The organism is Xanthomonas sp. LMG 12462, assembly GCF_009192885.1.
Lineage (GTDB): Bacteria > Pseudomonadota > Gammaproteobacteria > Xanthomonadales > Xanthomonadaceae > Xanthomonas_A > Xanthomonas_A sontii.
In genome coordinates, this window is sequence record NZ_NMPP01000048.1 from 56,387 (window position 1) to 72,352 (window position 15,966).

The 15,966-nt window shown below is 70.0% G+C and carries 13 protein-coding genes and 1 tRNA gene; 5 read left to right on the top strand and 9 right to left on the bottom strand.

Annotation, left to right across the window (positions count from 1 at the left end):
- Positions 1 to 210: 210 nt before the first annotated feature.
- On the bottom strand, positions 211 to 1,908 hold the full coding sequence (cydC, locus tag CEK69_RS12990; protein ID WP_152246011.1) for a thiol reductant ABC exporter subunit CydC: 1,698 nt from the start codon (positions 1,906 to 1,908) through the stop codon (positions 211 to 213).
- Positions 1,905 to 3,623: a thiol reductant ABC exporter subunit CydD gene (cydD, locus tag CEK69_RS12995; RefSeq protein WP_226975156.1), complete on the bottom strand. Its 1,719-nt coding sequence runs from the start codon at positions 3,621 to 3,623 to the stop codon at positions 1,905 to 1,907. The genes cydC and cydD overlap by 4 nt, the downstream gene beginning before the upstream one ends.
- Positions 3,624 to 3,895: 272 nt before the next feature.
- Here cydD and CEK69_RS13000 point away from each other — a divergent pair, with 272 nt between their 5' ends.
- The 5 genes from CEK69_RS13000 (at position 3,896) to CEK69_RS13020 (ending at position 7,778) form a co-directional block, all read left to right on the top strand.
- Positions 3,896 to 5,485: a cytochrome ubiquinol oxidase subunit I gene (locus CEK69_RS13000; RefSeq protein ID WP_017910523.1), complete on the top strand. Its 1,590-nt coding sequence runs from the start codon at positions 3,896 to 3,898 to the stop codon at positions 5,483 to 5,485.
- A 19-nt stretch (positions 5,486 to 5,504) separates the two neighbouring features.
- A complete protein-coding gene (gene cydB, locus CEK69_RS13005) occupies positions 5,505 to 6,656 on the top strand; it encodes a cytochrome d ubiquinol oxidase subunit II (protein WP_152239365.1) in 1,152 nt (383 codons plus the stop codon).
- A gap of 23 nt (positions 6,657 to 6,679) precedes the next feature.
- On the top strand, positions 6,680 to 6,808 hold the full coding sequence (cydX, locus tag CEK69_RS13010; protein WP_010343450.1) for a cytochrome bd-I oxidase subunit CydX: 129 nt from the start codon (positions 6,680 to 6,682) through the stop codon (positions 6,806 to 6,808).
- A gap of 60 nt (positions 6,809 to 6,868) precedes the next feature.
- Positions 6,869 to 6,945: transfer RNA gene (locus CEK69_RS13015), tRNA-Pro, on the top strand.
- Positions 6,946 to 7,244: 299 nt separating this feature from the next.
- The gene (locus CEK69_RS13020; RefSeq protein ID WP_152239364.1) at positions 7,245 to 7,778 is read left to right on the top strand and encodes a hypothetical protein; all 534 of its coding nucleotides are present in this window, start codon (positions 7,245 to 7,247) and stop codon (positions 7,776 to 7,778) included.
- 73 nt (positions 7,779 to 7,851) lie between these two features.
- Here the strand turns inward: CEK69_RS13020 and CEK69_RS13025 are convergent, their stop codons facing one another.
- From CEK69_RS13025 to CEK69_RS13055, 7 genes are all read right to left on the bottom strand, one after another.
- Positions 7,852 to 9,768, bottom strand: coding sequence for a CocE/NonD family hydrolase (locus CEK69_RS13025; protein ID WP_152246015.1), 1,917 nt, complete (start codon positions 9,766 to 9,768; stop codon positions 7,852 to 7,854).
- 234 nt (positions 9,769 to 10,002) lie between these two features.
- Positions 10,003 to 11,250, bottom strand: a complete 1,248-nt coding sequence (locus tag CEK69_RS13030; RefSeq protein ID WP_152246017.1) for a glutamate-5-semialdehyde dehydrogenase — start codon at positions 11,248 to 11,250, stop codon at positions 10,003 to 10,005.
- Between the two features lie 152 nt (positions 11,251 to 11,402).
- Positions 11,403 to 12,584: a glutamate 5-kinase gene (proB, locus tag CEK69_RS13035; RefSeq protein ID WP_152246019.1), complete on the bottom strand. Its 1,182-nt coding sequence runs from the start codon at positions 12,582 to 12,584 to the stop codon at positions 11,403 to 11,405.
- A gap of 4 nt (positions 12,585 to 12,588) precedes the next feature.
- Positions 12,589 to 12,846 (bottom strand): YciI family protein, encoded by a 258-nt coding sequence (locus tag CEK69_RS13040; RefSeq protein WP_043095621.1) that lies wholly within the window; start codon positions 12,844 to 12,846, stop codon positions 12,589 to 12,591.
- A gap of 125 nt (positions 12,847 to 12,971) precedes the next feature.
- Complete coding sequence (gene argH / locus CEK69_RS13045; RefSeq protein WP_152246021.1) at positions 12,972 to 14,270, bottom strand: argininosuccinate lyase; 1,299 nt, start codon at positions 14,268 to 14,270, stop codon at positions 12,972 to 12,974.
- A gap of 88 nt (positions 14,271 to 14,358) precedes the next feature.
- Positions 14,359 to 15,339, bottom strand: coding sequence for an N-acetyl-gamma-glutamyl-phosphate reductase (gene argC / locus CEK69_RS13050; protein WP_152246023.1), 981 nt, complete (start codon positions 15,337 to 15,339; stop codon positions 14,359 to 14,361).
- Positions 15,336 to 15,965 carry a GNAT family protein gene (locus CEK69_RS13055; RefSeq protein ID WP_152239359.1) on the bottom strand — a complete coding sequence of 210 codons (630 nt, stop codon included), beginning with the start codon at positions 15,963 to 15,965 and terminating at the stop codon, positions 15,336 to 15,338. The genes argC and CEK69_RS13055 overlap by 4 nt, the downstream gene beginning before the upstream one ends.
- Between the last annotated feature and the right edge of the window lies 1 nt (position 15,966).

The window sequence follows — 15,966 nt, forward strand, 5'->3', positions numbered from 1 at the left end:
ACTGACTACCGCTTCGTGGTGTTCGCTCCGCATCACCGACCGTCGCGAAATTCTATAGCGGTGACGTCTCACAGGCCGACACTGACGGCGCGTTGTATACCATCAGAGAATCTCGTCCCAGTTGCCATCGTTCTGCGACGTGCGTGCCTGGAGGTCGCCGCCATTCGTGGCACACGTGCGCCACGCGCGACCAGTCACGCTGCGCGTGTCTCACACCGTGTCATCGCCCGACGCTTCGACGCTGCGCACGAGCTGTCCGTCCTGCAAGCGATAGCGCACATGCACCACCCCATCGGGCAGCGTGTCGTGGCTGATCAGCAGCAGGCTGCGCTGGCCCAACGCCTGCGCCAGGTCGCGCAACAGCGCCTGCGCGGTGTCCACGTCCAGGCCTTCGGTGGGTTCGTCCAGCACCAGCAGCGGTGCCTCGCGCAACAGCGCGCGGGCCAGGGCCAGGCGCCGCGCCTGGCCGGCGGACATGGTGGCGCCGTTTTCGCCGAGCCAGGCATCGAGGCCACCGACTTCGTGCAGCCAGGCGTCGAGCCGCACGTCGGTCAGCACCCGCTGCAGCCGCGCATCGTCGGCTGCGGGATCGCCCAGGCGCAGATTGTCGCGCACGCTGCCGGCGAACACCGGCGCGCCCTGCGGCAGCCAGGCGACGCGGCGGTGCCACTGCGCCTCGGCCACCTCGCGCAAATCCGTGCCGGCGTAGCGCACGCTGCCCTGTTGCGGATCCCACAGCCGCAGCAGCAGCGCCGACAGGGTGGTCTTGCCGCTGCCGCTGTCGCCAGAGAGGGCGATGCGCTCGCCCGGCGCGATGCGCAGGGACACACCGTCGAGTACGCGCCGCGCCTCGCCCGGCCAGGCGAACACGACGTCATCGAACTGCACCTCGCCGGTCGCCGGCAGCGACTGCGGATGCGCCGGGTCAAGCACCGGTGGCGCCTGCCCGGCGATCGCCTGCAGGCGCCGCGCGGCGACGCGGCCGGACTGCAGCGCCTGCCAGGCCAGGCCGGCCCCGGCCCAGACCTCGAGCAGGGCCACGGTCAGGAACACCAGGCCGGCGGCCTGTTCGGCGCTGATCGCGTCGGCACGCGCCGCACCCAGCGCCACCCACAGCATCGCCAACAGGCCCGCCGCAGCGCACAGCGCGTGCAAGGCGTTGCCGCCGATCAGCCGCTGACGCTGACGCCGGTCCTCGGCGCGCACCGCCTGCGCGCTGGCGTCCACGCGCGCGATCCAGGCGGCTTGCGCGTCGAGCGCGGCCAGGTCGGCGGCGCCCTCCAGGCCTTCGTAGGCCAGAGTGCGCAAGGCTTCGCGCTGCTGCGCGCGCGCACGTTCGCGAGCCTCGCCGCCGCGCGCCACCACCCACGGCACACCCAGTCCGATCGCCAACGCCAGCGCGGTCAGCACCAGCGCCGCCGGCCCGTGGATCGCCGCTGCCGCGGCAATGCCGATCGTGCCGACGCCGAGCAGTGCCGCCAGCGGCGCCAGCGCGCGCACCACCAGGCCGTCGACCTCGCCGATGTCCGACATCAGCCGTGCCAGCAGTTCGCCGGTGCGGCTGGCGCCGAGCCGTGCCGGTGCCAGCGGCAGCGCGCGGCGGAAGAACCACACCCGCAGGTCGCGGGCGCTGCGCAGGGTGGCGTCGTGCCCGACCAGCTTTTCGCCATAGCGCGAGGCGATGCGGGCGAAGGTCAGTGCGCGGATGCCCGCCGAGGGCGAGAAGAAATTGAACCCGCTGCCCATGCCGACCGCGCCGGCCAGCGCTGCGGCGGTGAGGAAGCCGCCGGACAGGCCGAGCAGCCCGACCCCGGCCAGCATCGTGCACAGCACCAGCAGCGCGGTCAGCAGCAGCCGGCCGAGATGGCGGCCGAACACGCCGCGCAAGCTGTCGCGAGTGCCGCTCATGGCTGCGCTCCCTGGGTCGCGGCGGAGGTGGTGCGTGCCGGCAACCGCAGCACGGTATCGGCCCAGCGCATCGCCGCCTCGCTGTGGGTGGCGACGATCACGCTGCGGCCGCGGGCGAAGTCCGCCAGCGTGCGCAGCAGGTCCGCCTCGGTGTCCGCGTCCAGGAACGCGGTCGGTTCGTCCAGCAACAGCAGTTCGGGATCGCGCAGCAACAGTCGCGCCAGGCCGATGCGCCGCGCCTCGCCGCCGGACAGGCCGAAACCGCGCTCGCCGATCGGCGTGTCCAGCCCCTGCGGCAGACGTGCGGCGAAGCGCAGCACCTGCGCCGCCTCGGCGGCGGCATGCAGTTGCGCAGCGCTGGCCTGCGGATCGGCCAGGCGCAGGTTGTCGGCGATGCTGCCGTGGAACAGATACGGCCGCTGCCCGGCGTAGCCGATGCGCAGCCCCTTGCGCACCTGCAAGGTACCGGCACGCGGCGGCAGCCACCCGGCCAGCGCTTCCAGCAGCGTGCTCTTGCCGCTGCCACTGGGGCCGACCAGGGCCAGGCGCTGTCCGGCATGCAGATCGACATCCAGGCCCTGCACCGCGTCGCAGCGCGCACCCAGCGGCCGCAGATGCAGCGCGCGCGCCTGCAGCAGCGGTACCTCGCGCGACGCGCTTGTGGAAGGCGCGGCGACGGGCATTGCCTCGGCAGCGGCGTCGTTCGGCACGATGGCCCCCTCGGCGTGCGCAGCCGGTGTATCCGTGGCCTGCGGCAGGCTTTCCAGCAGGCGCTCCACCTCGGCTGCCGCGGCCAGCGCATTGGCGCGGTCGTGGTAATGCGCGGCCAGGCGCCGCAGCGGCGCATAGAACTCCGGCGCCAGCAGCAGGCAGAACACGCCGGTGCCCAGGGTCGGCACGCTGCCGTGCAGGGCGATCATGCCGAGGTAGCTCAGGCCCAGGTACAGCGCGACGATCGCCACGCTGACCGAGGCGAAGAACTCAAGCACGGTGGACGACAGGAACGCGATGCGCAGCACTTTCAGCGTGCGCTCGCGCACGCCCTCGGCAGCAGCGGCGATCCCGCGCAGTTCGTCGTCGCCGCGCCCGTACAGGCGCAACAGGCCCAGGCCCTTGAGCCGGTCGGCGAAGTGTCCGCCCATCCGCGCCAGTTCGCGCAACTGACGGCGGCCGGCGGCCTCGGCGCCCCAGCCCACCAGCATCATGAAGATCGGCACCAACGGCGCGGTGAACAACAGGATCAGACCGACCACCCAGTCGCTCCACGCCACCGCCAGCACGATCAACAGCGGCACCACGCTCACTTCCCAGCGCGCGGGCCGGTAGCCGGCGTAGTAACCGTCCAGCGCATCGCCATGCGCCAGCAGCAGTTCGCCGAGTTCGCCGTTGCGCTGCCCACGCAGCCACAGCGGCCCGCGCTGCAGCAGTTGCCGGTACACGCGCCGACGCAATTCGAGTTTGGCCGCATCGGCGACATCGCCGGCAGCCCGCTGCGCGGCGGCGCCGAGTCCGGCGCGCAGGACCAACACCAGCGCCAGCAGGCCGAAGGCCGGCAGTGCCTGCGCCAGGTCGTGGCGCTCGACCAGCAGCGCCTGCACCAGCCAGGCGATGGCGCCGGCCTGCACGATCAGCAGCGCGCCGGACGCGCTGATCGCCGCCGCAGCCAGGCGCTGGCGGCCGCGCGCGGCCACGGCCAGGGCCTCCAGCCAGCGCATGCGCTGCTGCCGCTGCTGCGGCGTATCGGCGGGCAGTGCAGTGGACGGCTCGGCGGAATCGGTCAAAACGGGCTCGGCGCGGCGAACGAAGTCGCCAGTTTAGCGGGAAGGCGCTTCCGGGCCGGAACCGCCGTGGCCGCCACGATGCCGGGCACCCCGGTTGCGCACATTGATCTGAATCAAGGTCGAACGCGCCGGCCCGGCGGAAGATCGCCTCCAATCTCCCGCCACTCGGCCACCCAGATGCACATCTTCCACGAGGTAGCACAGCCATGATCGACACCACTGTCGTAGAGCTGTCGCGGCTGCAGTTCGCCATGACCGCGATGTACCACTTCCTGTTCGTCCCGCTCACCCTGGGCCTGTCCTTCATGATCGCGATCATGGAGAGCGTGTACGTCATGACCCGCAAGGACGTGTGGCGGCGCATGACCCTGTTCTGGGGCGTGCTGTTCGGCATCAACTTCGCGATGGGCGTGGCCACCGGCATCGTCATGGAGTTCCAGTTCGGCATGAACTGGTCCTACTACAGCCACTACGTCGGCGACATCTTCGGCGCGCCGCTGGCGATCGAAGGGCTGATGGCGTTCTTCCTGGAGGCGACCTTCATCGGCCTGTTCTTCTTCGGCTGGAGCAAGCTCACCCCGGTCAAGCACCTGATGGTGACCTGGCTGATGGCGCTGGGCACCAACCTGTCGGCGGTGTGGATCCTGATCGCCAACGGCTGGATGCAGAACCCGACCGGCGCGGTGTTCAATCCGGACACCATGCGCATGGAAGTGGTGGACTTCATGGCGGTGGTGTTCAACCCGGTGGCGCAGGCCAAGTTCGTGCATACGGTCAGCGCCGGCTACGTGACCGGTGCGGTGTTCGTGATGTCGATCAGCGCGCTGTACCTGCTGCGCGGCAAGCACCGCGACATCGCCCGGCGCTCGTTCGCGGTGGCCGCCGCGTTCGGGCTGGCGTCCTCGCTGTCGGTGGTGGTGCTGGGCGACGAGAGCGGCTACGCCGCCAACGAACACCAGAAGATGAAGCTGGCCGCGATCGAGGCGATGTGGGAAACGGAGCAGGCGCCGGCCGACTTCACCGCCTTCGGCATCCCCAACCAGGCCACCGGCAAGAACGACTACGCGATCAAGGTGCCGTACCTGATGGGCCTGATCGCCACGCGCTCGTTGAACACGCCGGTGCCGGGCATCCTGGAACTGGTCAAGCGCGCCGAGCACCGCGTGCGCGGCGGGCAGATCGCCTACGGCGCGCTGCAGCGGCTCAAGGCCAACCGCAACGACGCCGAAGCGCGGGCGGTGTTCGATCGCCACTGGCAGGACCTGGGCCACGGCCTGCTGCTCAAGCGCTACCGCGAGGACATCCTCAACGCCACCCCGGAGGAGATCGCCAAGGCCGCGCTGGACACGGTGCCGCGGGTACTGCCGCTGTTCTGGACGTTCCGGGTGATGGCCGGCCTGGGCTTCTACCTGATCGCGTTCTTCGCCGCGGCGCTGTGGTTCTCCTGCAAGCACAACTTCGAGGACAAGCGCTGGTTCCTGAAGCTGGCGCTGTGGACCCTGCCAATGCCGTGGATCGCGATCGAGTGCGGCTGGTTCGTGGCCGAGTACGGCCGCCAGCCGTGGGCGGTGGAAGGCGTGCTGCCGACCTTCTATGCCGCTTCCGGCCTGGCCCTGCACGACATCCTGATCACCCTCGCCGGCTTCGTGGCGATCTACACCACGCTGCTGATCATCGAGATCAAGCTGATGCTCAAGGCGATCCGCAAGGGGCCGGACGACCTGCCCGCCCTGCTGCAACCCGCCCCGCGTCCCGTCACCCCGATCGCCGCACCTGCGGCCGCCGGCCACCTCTGATTCCGGCAGGAGACACACCATGGACTTCATTGCATTGGACTACACCACGCTGCGCGTGATCTGGTGGCTGCTGCTGGGCATCCTGCTGATCGGCTTCGCGGTGATGGACGGATTCGACCTGGGCGTCGGCGCGCTGCTGCCGTTCGTGGCCAAGACCGACGCCGAACGCCGGCTGGTGGTCAACACCATCGGCCCGGTCTGGGAAGGCAACCAGGTCTGGTTGATCCTGGGCGGCGGCGCGATCTTCGCCGCCTTCCCGCCGCTGTACGCGGTGAGCTTCTCCGGCTTCTACCTGGCGATGTTCGTGATCCTGTTCGCGCTGATCCTGCGCCCGGTCGGGTTCAAGTTCCGCGGCAAGCTGCCCAGCCAGCGCTGGCGCAACGGCTGGGACTGGGCGCTGTTCGTCGGCGGCTTCATCCCGGCGCTGATCATGGGCGTGGCGGTGGGCAACGTGCTGCTGGGCGTGCCGTTCCACTTCGACGACACCCTGCGGGTGTTCTACACCGGCAGCTTCTTCGGCCTGCTGATGCCGTTCGCCCTGCTCGCCGGCCTGCTCAGCGTGAGCATGCTGGTGGCGCACGGCGCGGCGATGCTGGTGGTGAAGACCGACGGCCCGGTGGCCGAGCGCGCGGCGCGCTACGGCAGCATCGCCGCCCTGGCGGCCTGCGCGCTGTTCGCCGGCGCCGGGGTATGGGTGGCCACTGGCCTGCCCGGCTATGCGGTCACCTCGCAGGTGGTCACCGACGGCGCCACCAACCCGCTGCTGAAGACCGCCGTGCTCGGCGAGGTCGGCGGCTGGATGCACAACTACCAGACCATGCCGCTGACCGCCCTGGCCCCGGCCGCCGGCCTGCTCGGCCTGCTGCTCAGCGCGGTGCTGCTGCGCAAGCGCCGCGGCGGCCTGGCGTTCATCGCCTCCGGCGCGGCCATCGCCGGCATCATCCTGACCGTGGGCTTTGCGATCTTCCCGTTCCTGCTGCCCTCCTCCAGCCAGCCCGGCTCCAGCCTGACCGTGTGGGACGCCTCCAGCAGCCACCTGACCCTGTGGATCATGCTGCTGGCCACCGTGGTGTTCCTGCCGATCATCCTCGGCTACACCACCTGGGTGTACCGCGTGCTCAAGGGCAAGGTCACCGCCGCCTCCCTGGACGACAACCCCAACGCGTACTGACGCGCCCGCAAGGAGAAACGATCATGTGGTACTTCGCCTGGATTCTCGGTGTCGGCCTGGCCTCCACCGCCGCCATCCTCAACGGCATGTGGTTCGAAGCGCGCGAGCGCAACGCGGCGGATGCCGCGGACGCAGCCGCCGCGGGGGACTGAAATTTTTTTGCAAAGGCGCTTGCCGAATGCGGAAGACCTCCGTATCATGTGCGGCTCCTTCGGGGTGTAGCTCAGTCTGGTAGAGCGCTACGTTCGGGACGTAGAGGTCGCAGGTTCGAATCCTGTCTCCCCGACCAGTTTCAAGGTCACAAGAAGCCTGGAAAACCACAGTTTTCCGGGTTTTTTTGTGTCTGCAATCCGGTCTCGCGACGGCGTGGCGTCGCCCCCGCATTGCTACGGCGTACTTGGCCGCTTGCGGCGGCGACCCGGATCGGTCTGCACGACGGCGAACATCGGCACCGCACCGATCCCGGTGATGCACATCAGTGTCCATCGTGGGAACCGCTGCTCGCATCCCGTCCCCTGTCTCGGCATTGCGTCAGCGGCCCGAGCGCATCACGCGCCCGCCCTCCCGACGCGTCACGAGGACACTTCCATGCCCGGCAAAACCATCCACACCCTGATTACCTGGATTCCCGATTCCGCCAACGATGGAGAACGCGAGGCGAAACGCCTCAATGCCAGATTCTCGGCCTATTCGAACGTGATCGACGGCCGCAAGCTCACCAGCAGCGCACTGGACGGCTACATGAGTCTGATCGTGGTCGGCCACCGCAGCGAACTGCTCAAGAGCGGCGTGCTGGGCAGCCTGACCACGCTGGTGCGTGGCTCGCAGTGCCCCTGGGTGGTGCTGGCGAACTGCGCCAGCGGCACCGCGACGCAACAGGGCACGCTCGGCGATAACGAACTGTGGGAGCCGGCCCAGAAACTTGCCAATGATCTGAAGATCCGGGTCTCCGGTACCACACGCGCACTGACCTTCGACGAGGTCGGCCAGGGAACGGCCTTTGCGCTGGCCCTCGGCGAAGTGCTGATCCGCTCCAATCCGCCCGGCACGAGCGGACTCTGGAAGGACTTCCACCCGCAGGACGGCATAGAGCAAATCACGCAAGGCTTGCGCAACCTGTAAACGCCCCGGCGACGCCCCACACCGCGTGGTCCCACCACGATCCCGCGCACGACGCGCGGGATCGGGAATTGGCTCACTCCACCGGCAAACTGATGTAGCTCGCCTGCTGCGGCGTGTGCCAGATCCGCTGCGTCGCCTTCTGGTAATCGCCCGGCTTGGCGAAGTAGATGTTCGGCACGTAAGTCTGCGGATTGCGGTCGTACAGCGGGAACAGGCTCGATTGCACCTGCACCATCACCCGGTGGCCGCGCTCGAAGGTGTGATTGGCGGTGGGCAGGCCGAAGCGGTAGGCCAGCGGCTGGTTCGGGGTCAGCGGCGCCGGATGCTCGAAGCTTTCGCGGTAGCGGCCGCGGAAGATCGCCAGCGACACCGGCAATTCATAGCCGCCCAGTTTCGGATCGGACGCCATCTGGTCCGGGTACACGTCGATCAGCTTCACCACCCAGTCGCTGTCGCTGCCGCTGGTGGAGGCCTGCAGGTTCACCTGCGGCGCGCCGGCGATGCGCAGCGGCGCCTGCAGCGGTTCGCTGACGAAGGTCAGTACGTCCGGGCGGCCATCGACGAAGCGCTGGTCGTGCACCAGCCAGGTGGTCCACATGTCGCGGGCGCCGAACACCACCGGGCGCGGCACGAACGGCACCGGCTTGGCCGGGTCGGACACGTATTCGGTGTACTCGCCCTGCCCGGCCTTGGGCGCCTCGAACGAGACGCGGCCGCCGGCCTCCAGGTACAGCGGCTTGCTCTGCGCCGGGCAGCCCTGCGCGCAGCTCAGCGGCCAGCGCTGCAGGCGGTCCCAGTGGTTGGCGCCGGTATCGTAGATCAGCACCGGCGGCGTGTCGGCCTTGGGCGCGCCGTCGACCAGGTACTGATCGAAGAACGGCTTGAGCACGTCGCGGCGGAACTGCAGCGCGGTGTCGCCGTCGAACTGCAGCGCGCCCAGCGAGGCGCCCTCGTAGTTGACCTGGCTGTGCCGCCACGGCCCCATCACCAGGTAGTTCTTGTCGTTGCCGGTGTCGCGCGGCTCCATCGCCTCGTAGCTGTGGATCGCGCCCCACATGTCTTCCTGGTCCCACAGCCCCTGCAGCCACATCGTCGGCACCTTCAGCGGGGTGCGCGCCATCACCTTGTCCAGCGCCTGCTCTTGCCAGAACGCGTCGTAGGCCGGGTGCTCGGTGAGCTTGCGCCACCACGGCAACTGCTCCAGCCCGGCGGCCTTGGCGTAGTCGCCAGCCGAACCGGCGCGCAGGAAATTGCTGTAGTCGTCGTAGCCCTGGCGCGGGATGCCCTCGCCCTTGCCGCGCCGGGTCATCTGGCCGGTGAAGTAGTCCAGGTTGACCTGGCGGAAGGCGCCGTAGTTGAGCCAGTCGTCGCCCATCCAGCCGTCGATCATCGGGCTTTCCGGCGCGGCCACCTTCAGCGCCGGATGCGGATCGGCCAGCGCCATCACCACGGTGAAGCCCTCGTAGGACGAGCCGATCATGCCGACCTTGCCGTTGGATTCGGGCACGTGCTTGACCAGCCAGTCGATGGTGTCCCAGGCGTCGGTGGCATGGTCGACCTTGGTCGGGTTGAGCGGCCCGCGCAGCGGCCGGGTCACCACGTAGTCGCCCTCCGAGCCGTATTTGCCACGGATATCCTGGAACACGCGGATGTAGCCGCCATCGACGAACACCTCGTCGCCCTGCGGCAGCAGATCGCGCATGTGCGGCGAGGCCAGCCGGCTGGCACGGCCGCTGGCGTCGTAGGGCGTGCGGGTCAGCAGCATCGGCGCGCCGTGCGCGCCCTTGGGCAGCACGATCACCGTGTGCAGCTTGACCCCGTCGCGCATCGGGATCATCACCTCGCGCTTGATGTAGTCGTTGGCCGCGGTCGGCGCGACGAAGGGCTTGCCGGTGATGTCCGGGGTCATCGGCGCAGTCTGGGCGAACGCGGTGCCGGCGGTGGCGAGGGCGACAGCAGCGGCGAGCAGGCAGGGAGCGAGGCGGCGCATGGGCATTGGATCCCGAAAGGAGGCGAATCCGCGACGCTAGGCGACGGCGCCTCACTCGGCAAGTGACAAAGGCTGGGTCGCCGACCCTCGCCGTTGGCGCCGCGGGCACGCGAGCGCGCAGGCACGCCATGCCGATCAGCTCAGGTGGCTGCCCCGCCCCAGCTCCACCGACACGACGCAGATCACTCCCTTGCCAGGCAGCTCAGGCGCCCGACCGACCAGGATCGCAGCGCCTCAGTGCCGCACCTGGCCTTCGCCGCGCACCACGAAGCGCTCCACGGTCAGCGCTTCCAGGCCCATCGGGCCGTAGGCGTGCAGGCGCGTGGTGGAGATGCCGATCTCCGCGCCCAGGCCCAGTTCGCCGCCGTCGGAGAAGCGCGAGGAGGCGTTGACCATCACCACCGCCGCGCGCAGCGCCTGCACGAAGGCCTCCGCGTTGGCCGCATCCGCGGTGGCGATGACTTCGGTGTGGTCCGAGCCGTAGCGGCGGATATGCGCGATCGCGGCGTCCAGGTCGGGCACCACCGCGACCGCCAGGATCAGGTCCAGGTACTCGGCGGCGTAGTCGTCGTCGCTGGCAGGGTCGATGTCCGGCAGCAGCGCGCGGGTGGCGGCATCGCCGCGCAGGGCGACACCGCGTGCACGCAGCGCCTGCGCCGCCAGCGGCAGGAAGCGCGCGGCCACGTCGGCGTGCACCAGCAGCGTTTCCAGCGAATTGCAGGCGGCCGGCCGCGTGGTCTTGCCGTCGACCAGCAGCTTCACCGCCAGGTCCAGATCCGCCGAGGCATCGACGAACAGATGGCACACGCCCTTGTAGTGCTTGATCACCGGCACCCGCGCATGTTCGGCGACGAAGCGGATCAGGCCTTCGCCGCCGCGCGGGATCGCCAGGTCGACGATGTCGTGGAGCTGCAGCAGTTCCAGCATGGTCTCGCGGCGCAGATCCTCCACCAGGGTCAGCGCGGCTTCGCCGATGCCGGCCTCGCGTAGCGCCCGGCGCAGCGCCGCGGCGATGGCGGTGTTGGAATGGATCGCCTCGGAACCGCCGCGCAGGATCACCCCATTGCCGGCCTTGATACACAACGCCGCGGCGTCGGCGGTAACGTTGGGGCGCGCCTCGTAGATCATCGCCACCACACCCAGCGGCACGCGGATCTTCTGCACGCGGATACCGTTGGGGCGCACGTCGTCGCGGGTGACCTGCCCCACCGGGTCGGGCAGGCCCGCCACCTCGCGCAACGCCGCGGCGATGCCGTCCAGGCGCTTGCGGTCCAGCGCCAGCCGATCGAGCATCGCGCTGCCGACGTCCTTGGCCCGCGCCGCCTCCAGATCGCGCGCATTGGCGGCGAGGATCGCCTCCGCATCCGCTTCCAGCGCCGCCGCCATCGCCTCCAGCAACGCCTGTTTGGCCGGCGACGACAACTGCGCCAGCGCTTGCGCGGCATCGCGGCAGTGCAGGGCCTGGGTGCGGATGGAGGTCATTGGGTGGCTCCGGTGGATTCGGGATTCGGGATTCGGGATTCGGGATTCGAAAAGGCTACGCGCGATGCGAGGAAATCAGAGGCGGCGAATGCGATGCGCGATGCAGGTGCCGGCCTTGCGGCGCAGACGCGGTCGGCGCAGGGCGGGCGCGCTTACGCCGATTCCCCATTCCCGACTCCCGATTCCCGCACCACCACCAGATCGTCGCGATGGATCACGTTCTCGCCGTAGTTGTAGCCCAGGATCGCCTCGATGTCGCGCGAGTGGCGGCCGGCGATGCGGCGGATGTCCGCCGCCGCGTACTGGCTGACCCCGCGCGCCAGGCAGCGCTCGCCGGCCGCGTCGCGCAGGCGCACCTCGACCATGTCGCCGCGGCGGAACTCGCCCACGGCGCCGGCCACGCCGCCCGGCAGCAGCGAGGCGCCCTTGTCGAGCAGCGCGGCGGCGGCGCCGGCATCGACCAGGATCGCCCCCGGCTCCACCGGCACGTGGCGCAGCCAGTACTTGCGCGCGGCGATGCGGGTGCGTGCGGCATGGATGCGCGTGCCGCGCAGGCTGTTCTGGGCCAGGCCGCGCAGCACCTCGGCGCTGCGGCCGTTGAACAGATAGGTCTCGATGCCGGCGGCGCCGGCCTTGGCCGCGGCCTCCAGCTTGGTGCGCATGCCGCCGGTGCCCACGCCGCTGCCGCTGCCGCCGGCCATGGCCAGCACCGCCGCGCTCAGTTCCTGCACCTCGTGCAGCGGTTGTGCCTGCGGGTCGCGGCGCGGGTCGGCGGTGTACAGGCCGTCGATATCGGTGGCGATGAACAGCGCATCGGCATCGACCAGGGCGGCGACGATCGCGGCCAGATTGTCGTTGTCGCCGAGCTTGAGTTCGTCCACCGAGACGGTGTCGTTCTCGTTGACCACCGGCAGCGCGCCCAGCCGCAACAGTTCGCCCAGCGTGGCGCGCGCGTTGAGATAGCGGCGACGGTTGCGCAGGTCGTCGTGGGTCAGCAGCACCTGCGCCACCGGCCGCTCGAAGAAGCGCTGCCACAGCGCGATCAACTGCGCCTGGCCGAGCGCGGCCAGCGCCTGCCGTGCCGCCAGCGCCGCACCGGCCTCGGCGGCCTTGGGCACGATGGCGCGCCCGGCGGCGACCGCGCCGGAGGACACGATCACCAGTTCGCGCCCGGCCGCCAGGTTGGCCGAGACGAACTGCGCCAGGCCCAGCGCGAAGCGCGGCGTGAGCCCGCCGCCGTCGGCGGCCAACAGGCTGCTGCCGACCTTGAGCACTGCGCGCCGCCACGGCGGCAGGCGTTGTTCGACGAAGGGCGATGGCGTCTGCGAGGTCATGGGATCAGCGCGTGTTCCATTCGTAGACGGTGAGGTCGGAGCTGCCGTGGATCGCCAGCGGATCGGCGGCGACGATCGCCTGCGCCTGCGCCAGGTCGTCCACGCCCTGCAGCAGGTAGGCGCCGCCGCTGCGGTCGCTGAAGCCGCCGGTCAGCGCCAGCAGGCCGCGTGCGCGCAGGTCGTCGAGGAAGGCCAGATGCGGCGCGACCACGCGCTCGTCGAAGCTCGGTTTGCGCATCGCCAGGACCAGGTAGTGCTTCATCGTACGGTGTTCCTTCTGCAATCGGTTTGCATGTTCGGCGTCGCAGCGAATGCTTTTTGTGGGAGGGGCTTCAGCCCCGACGCGTTAGCGCCGAGGCGTCGCGGCTGAAGCCCTCCCACAGGCAATCAAGCCTCCAGCGCCTGCCAGCGCGCCTGCAGCTCGTCCAGGCGCAGATCGGCGGCGGCGCCCGGCGAGACCCGCGCGGCCAGGCTGCCTTCCGGCGTACGCCCCTGCCCTGCGCTGTCGGCGGATGCGGCGGCGGCCTGATAGGCCTCGCGGAACGGCACACCGGCTACTGCGGCTTCCACCGCCACGTCGGTGGCGTACATGCCCGAATCGATCGCCGCGCGCAGTCTGTCCTCGCGCCACTCCAGGTTGGCCAGCAGCGCCGGCAGCAGCTCCAGCGCGGCCAGACCGCGGCCGAAGCCGTGGAAGATCGCGCCCTTGCTGCTCTGCAGGTCGCGGTGATAGCCCGACGGCAACGACAGCAACTGTTCGATCTCGGTGCGCGCGGCAGCCACGCTGGCGTGGGTGGCGCGCATCAGCTCGATCACGTCGGGGTTGCGCTTGTTGGGCATGATCGAGCTGCCGGTGGTGTACTGCGCCGGCAACGCGACGAAACCGAATTCGCCGCTGGTGAACAGCGACAGGTCCCAAGCCAGGCGGCGCAGGTCCAGGGTGGCGCTGCCCAGCGCTTCCAGCGCGGCCATCTCGAACTTGCCGCGCGAGAGCTGCGCGTAGATCGGGCTGACCTGCAGGCGCGCGAAGCCCAGCGCGGCGGTGGTGTGCGCACGGTCCAGCGGCAGGTTGACGCCGTAGCCGGCGGCGGTGCCCAGCGGATTGCAGTCGACCAGGCGCAGAGTGTCGCGAGCGCGCAGCGCGTCGTCGATGAAGGCCTCGGCCCAGCCCGCCCACCACATGCCCGCCGAGGACACCACGGCGCGCTGGATGTGGGTGTAGCCGGGCACCGGCAGGTCGCGCTCGGCCTGCGCGCGGTCCAGCGCCACCTTGGCGATCTCCGCGCTCAGTTGCGCCAGCCGCGCCAGCCTGTCCTTCAGCCACAGCCGGGTGGCCACCAGGATCTGGTCGTTGCGGCTGCGTCCGGTGTGGATCTTGCGCCCGGCATCGCCCAGGCGTTCGGTCAGCCGCGCCTCGATCGCCGAGTGCCCGTCCTCGAAGCGCGCATCCAGCACGAACGCGCCGCTGCGGAAATCCTCGGCCAGCACCGCCAGCTCGCGCTGCAGCCCGGCCAGTTCGTCGGCGGACAGGATGCCGATGCGCTGCAGGCCCTCGGCGTGCGTGCCGCTGGCGGCGATGTCGTGCAGGAAGAACTCGCGGTCCAGGAGCACGTCGTCGCCGGCCAGGAAGGCCTGGATCTGCGTGTCGACGGCGACGCCGGGTTTCTGCCAGAGGAGGTTGGTCATTGGGGAAGGCCGGGAATGGGGATTGGGGAATGAGGATTCGGAAAGCGGCGCACTGCGGCGGTGATGGATGCCGCGCTGAGGTGGCGCCCTACTGCGGCGCGTCCATCCGCGGGATCGACGTCAGTTCGTCCACGCCCAGCGCCAGATTGAGGTTCTGCATCGCCTGCGTCGCGGCGCCCTTGAGCAGGTTGTCGAGCGTGGCCACCAGCACCAGCCGCTTGTTGCCCGGGGCCAGGGTGAAGCCGCCGAGCTGGACGCCGTGGCGGCCGGCGATGCGGCTGACCCACGGCGCCTCGTCGATCACCTCGATCAGCGGCTCATCGGCATAGCGCGTGCGATACAGCTGCTGCACCGCGTCCAGCTTGAGCGGTTGCTGCAGCCACAGGTTCACGGTCATGGTGATGCCACGGAAATGCGGCGCCACATGCGGCATGAATTCCACCGGCACGCCGAGCTGCGCGGACACCTCGCGCTCGTGCATGTGGTCGGTCAACGCGTACGGCATCAGGTTGTCGTGCAGCAGCGCCGGGTTGTTCTTGTCCGACGGCGTGGTGCCGGCACCGGAATAGCCGGACACGCCGAAACACTGCGGCGGCCCGGCGAGCTGCTCGCGCAGCGGCGCGATCGCCAGCTGCATCGCGGTGGCGTAGCAGCCCGGGTTGCTGATGCGGCGCTGCCCGGCATAGCCGGCACGGGTCAGTTCCGGCAGGCCGTAGTACCAGGCCGGATCGAAGCGGTAGTCCGCGGACAGATCGACCACGATCGGGTCGGGCGCGCCGGCGGCGACCGCCGCATCCAGCGCCGCCACATAGGGCGCGGCCTTGCCGTTGGGCAGCGCCAGCACCACCACGTCGGCGCGCTTGGCCGCCACCGCCTCCGGGTCGAGATTCTCGTAGCGCAACTCGCCTTCGTAAGCGTCGTGGTGGGCATCGACGCGCTGCCCGTCCAGCTCGCGCGAGGACAGGAAGGCCAGCCGCAACTGCGGATGCGCGGCGATCAGGCGGATCAGTTCGGCGCCGGTGTGGCCACGGGCGCCGACGATGCCGATGGAATAAACAGGAGTGTTCATGCGTGCGAATCCAGGCGGAACTGCAGGTGGCGTTTCACCCCGGCCCATTCCGTATCGATGATGGAGAAGATGACGGTGTCGCGCGGGGTGCCGTCGGCGTGACGCTTGTGGTTGCGCAGCACGCCGTCCTGCTTGGCCCCCAGCCGCGCGATCGCGGTGCGCGAGGCATGGTTGAACCAGCTGGTCTCGAACACCACGCTGAGGCAGCCCAGCGATTCGAAGGCGTGGCCAAGCAGCAACAGCTTGGCCTCGGTGTTCAGGCCGCTGCGCTGCACCCGTGGCGCATACCAGGTGTAGCCGATCGACAGCGTCGGCACCTGCGGATCCAGGCCGTAGAAACGCGTGCTGCCGACGATCTCGCCCTGCGCATCGCGCACCACGAACGGCAGCACCCGGCCCAGCGCCTGCACCTCCAGCGCGGCAGCGACGTAGGCGTCCACCCGCTCTGGCGCCGGCACATTGGTGTACCACAGCGCGTCCAGGCCGCTGCCGCGCAGCGCGGCGCGCAGGCCCTCGGCATGCGCCGCCTGCAGCGGCTCCAGGCTGACGTGGCGCCCGCGCAGTGTGGGCACGTGGCGCCAGGCCTCGGGCAGCACGGGATCGATGCTGGAGATGGGAACGGTCATG

Bases quoted from the DNA above. Each gene is read 5' to 3' on its own strand.
- proB (WP_152246019.1), bottom strand. From the start codon at position 12,584: ATGACCTCGCAGACGCCATCGCCCTTCGTCGAACAACGCCTGCCGCCG.
- CEK69_RS13020 (WP_152239364.1), top strand. From the start codon at position 7,245: ATGCCCGGCAAAACCATCCACACCCTGATTACCTGGATTCCCGATTCC.
- argC (WP_152246023.1), bottom strand. From the start codon at position 15,339: ATGAACACTCCTGTTTATTCCATCGGCATCGTCGGCGCCCGTGGCCAC.
- CEK69_RS13040 (WP_043095621.1), bottom strand. From the start codon at position 12,846: ATGAAGCACTACCTGGTCCTGGCGATGCGCAAACCGAGCTTCGACGAG.
- argH (WP_152246021.1), bottom strand. From the start codon at position 14,270: ATGACCAACCTCCTCTGGCAGAAACCCGGCGTCGCCGTCGACACGCAG.
- CEK69_RS13025 (WP_152246015.1), bottom strand. From the start codon at position 9,768: ATGCGCCGCCTCGCTCCCTGCCTGCTCGCCGCTGCTGTCGCCCTCGCC.
- cydD (WP_226975156.1), bottom strand. From the start codon at position 3,623: ATGCGCTGGCTGGAGGCCCTGGCCGTGGCCGCGCGCGGCCGCCAGCGC.
- CEK69_RS13055 (WP_152239359.1), bottom strand. From the start codon at position 15,965: ATGACCGTTCCCATCTCCAGCATCGATCCCGTGCTGCCCGAGGCCTGG.
- cydC (WP_152246011.1), bottom strand. From the start codon at position 1,908: ATGAGCGGCACTCGCGACAGCTTGCGCGGCGTGTTCGGCCGCCATCTC.
- CEK69_RS13030 (WP_152246017.1), bottom strand. From the start codon at position 11,250: ATGACCTCCATCCGCACCCAGGCCCTGCACTGCCGCGATGCCGCGCAA.
- cydB (WP_152239365.1), top strand. From the start codon at position 5,505: ATGGACTTCATTGCATTGGACTACACCACGCTGCGCGTGATCTGGTGG.
- cydX (WP_010343450.1), top strand. From the start codon at position 6,680: ATGTGGTACTTCGCCTGGATTCTCGGTGTCGGCCTGGCCTCCACCGCC.
- CEK69_RS13000 (WP_017910523.1), top strand. From the start codon at position 3,896: ATGATCGACACCACTGTCGTAGAGCTGTCGCGGCTGCAGTTCGCCATG.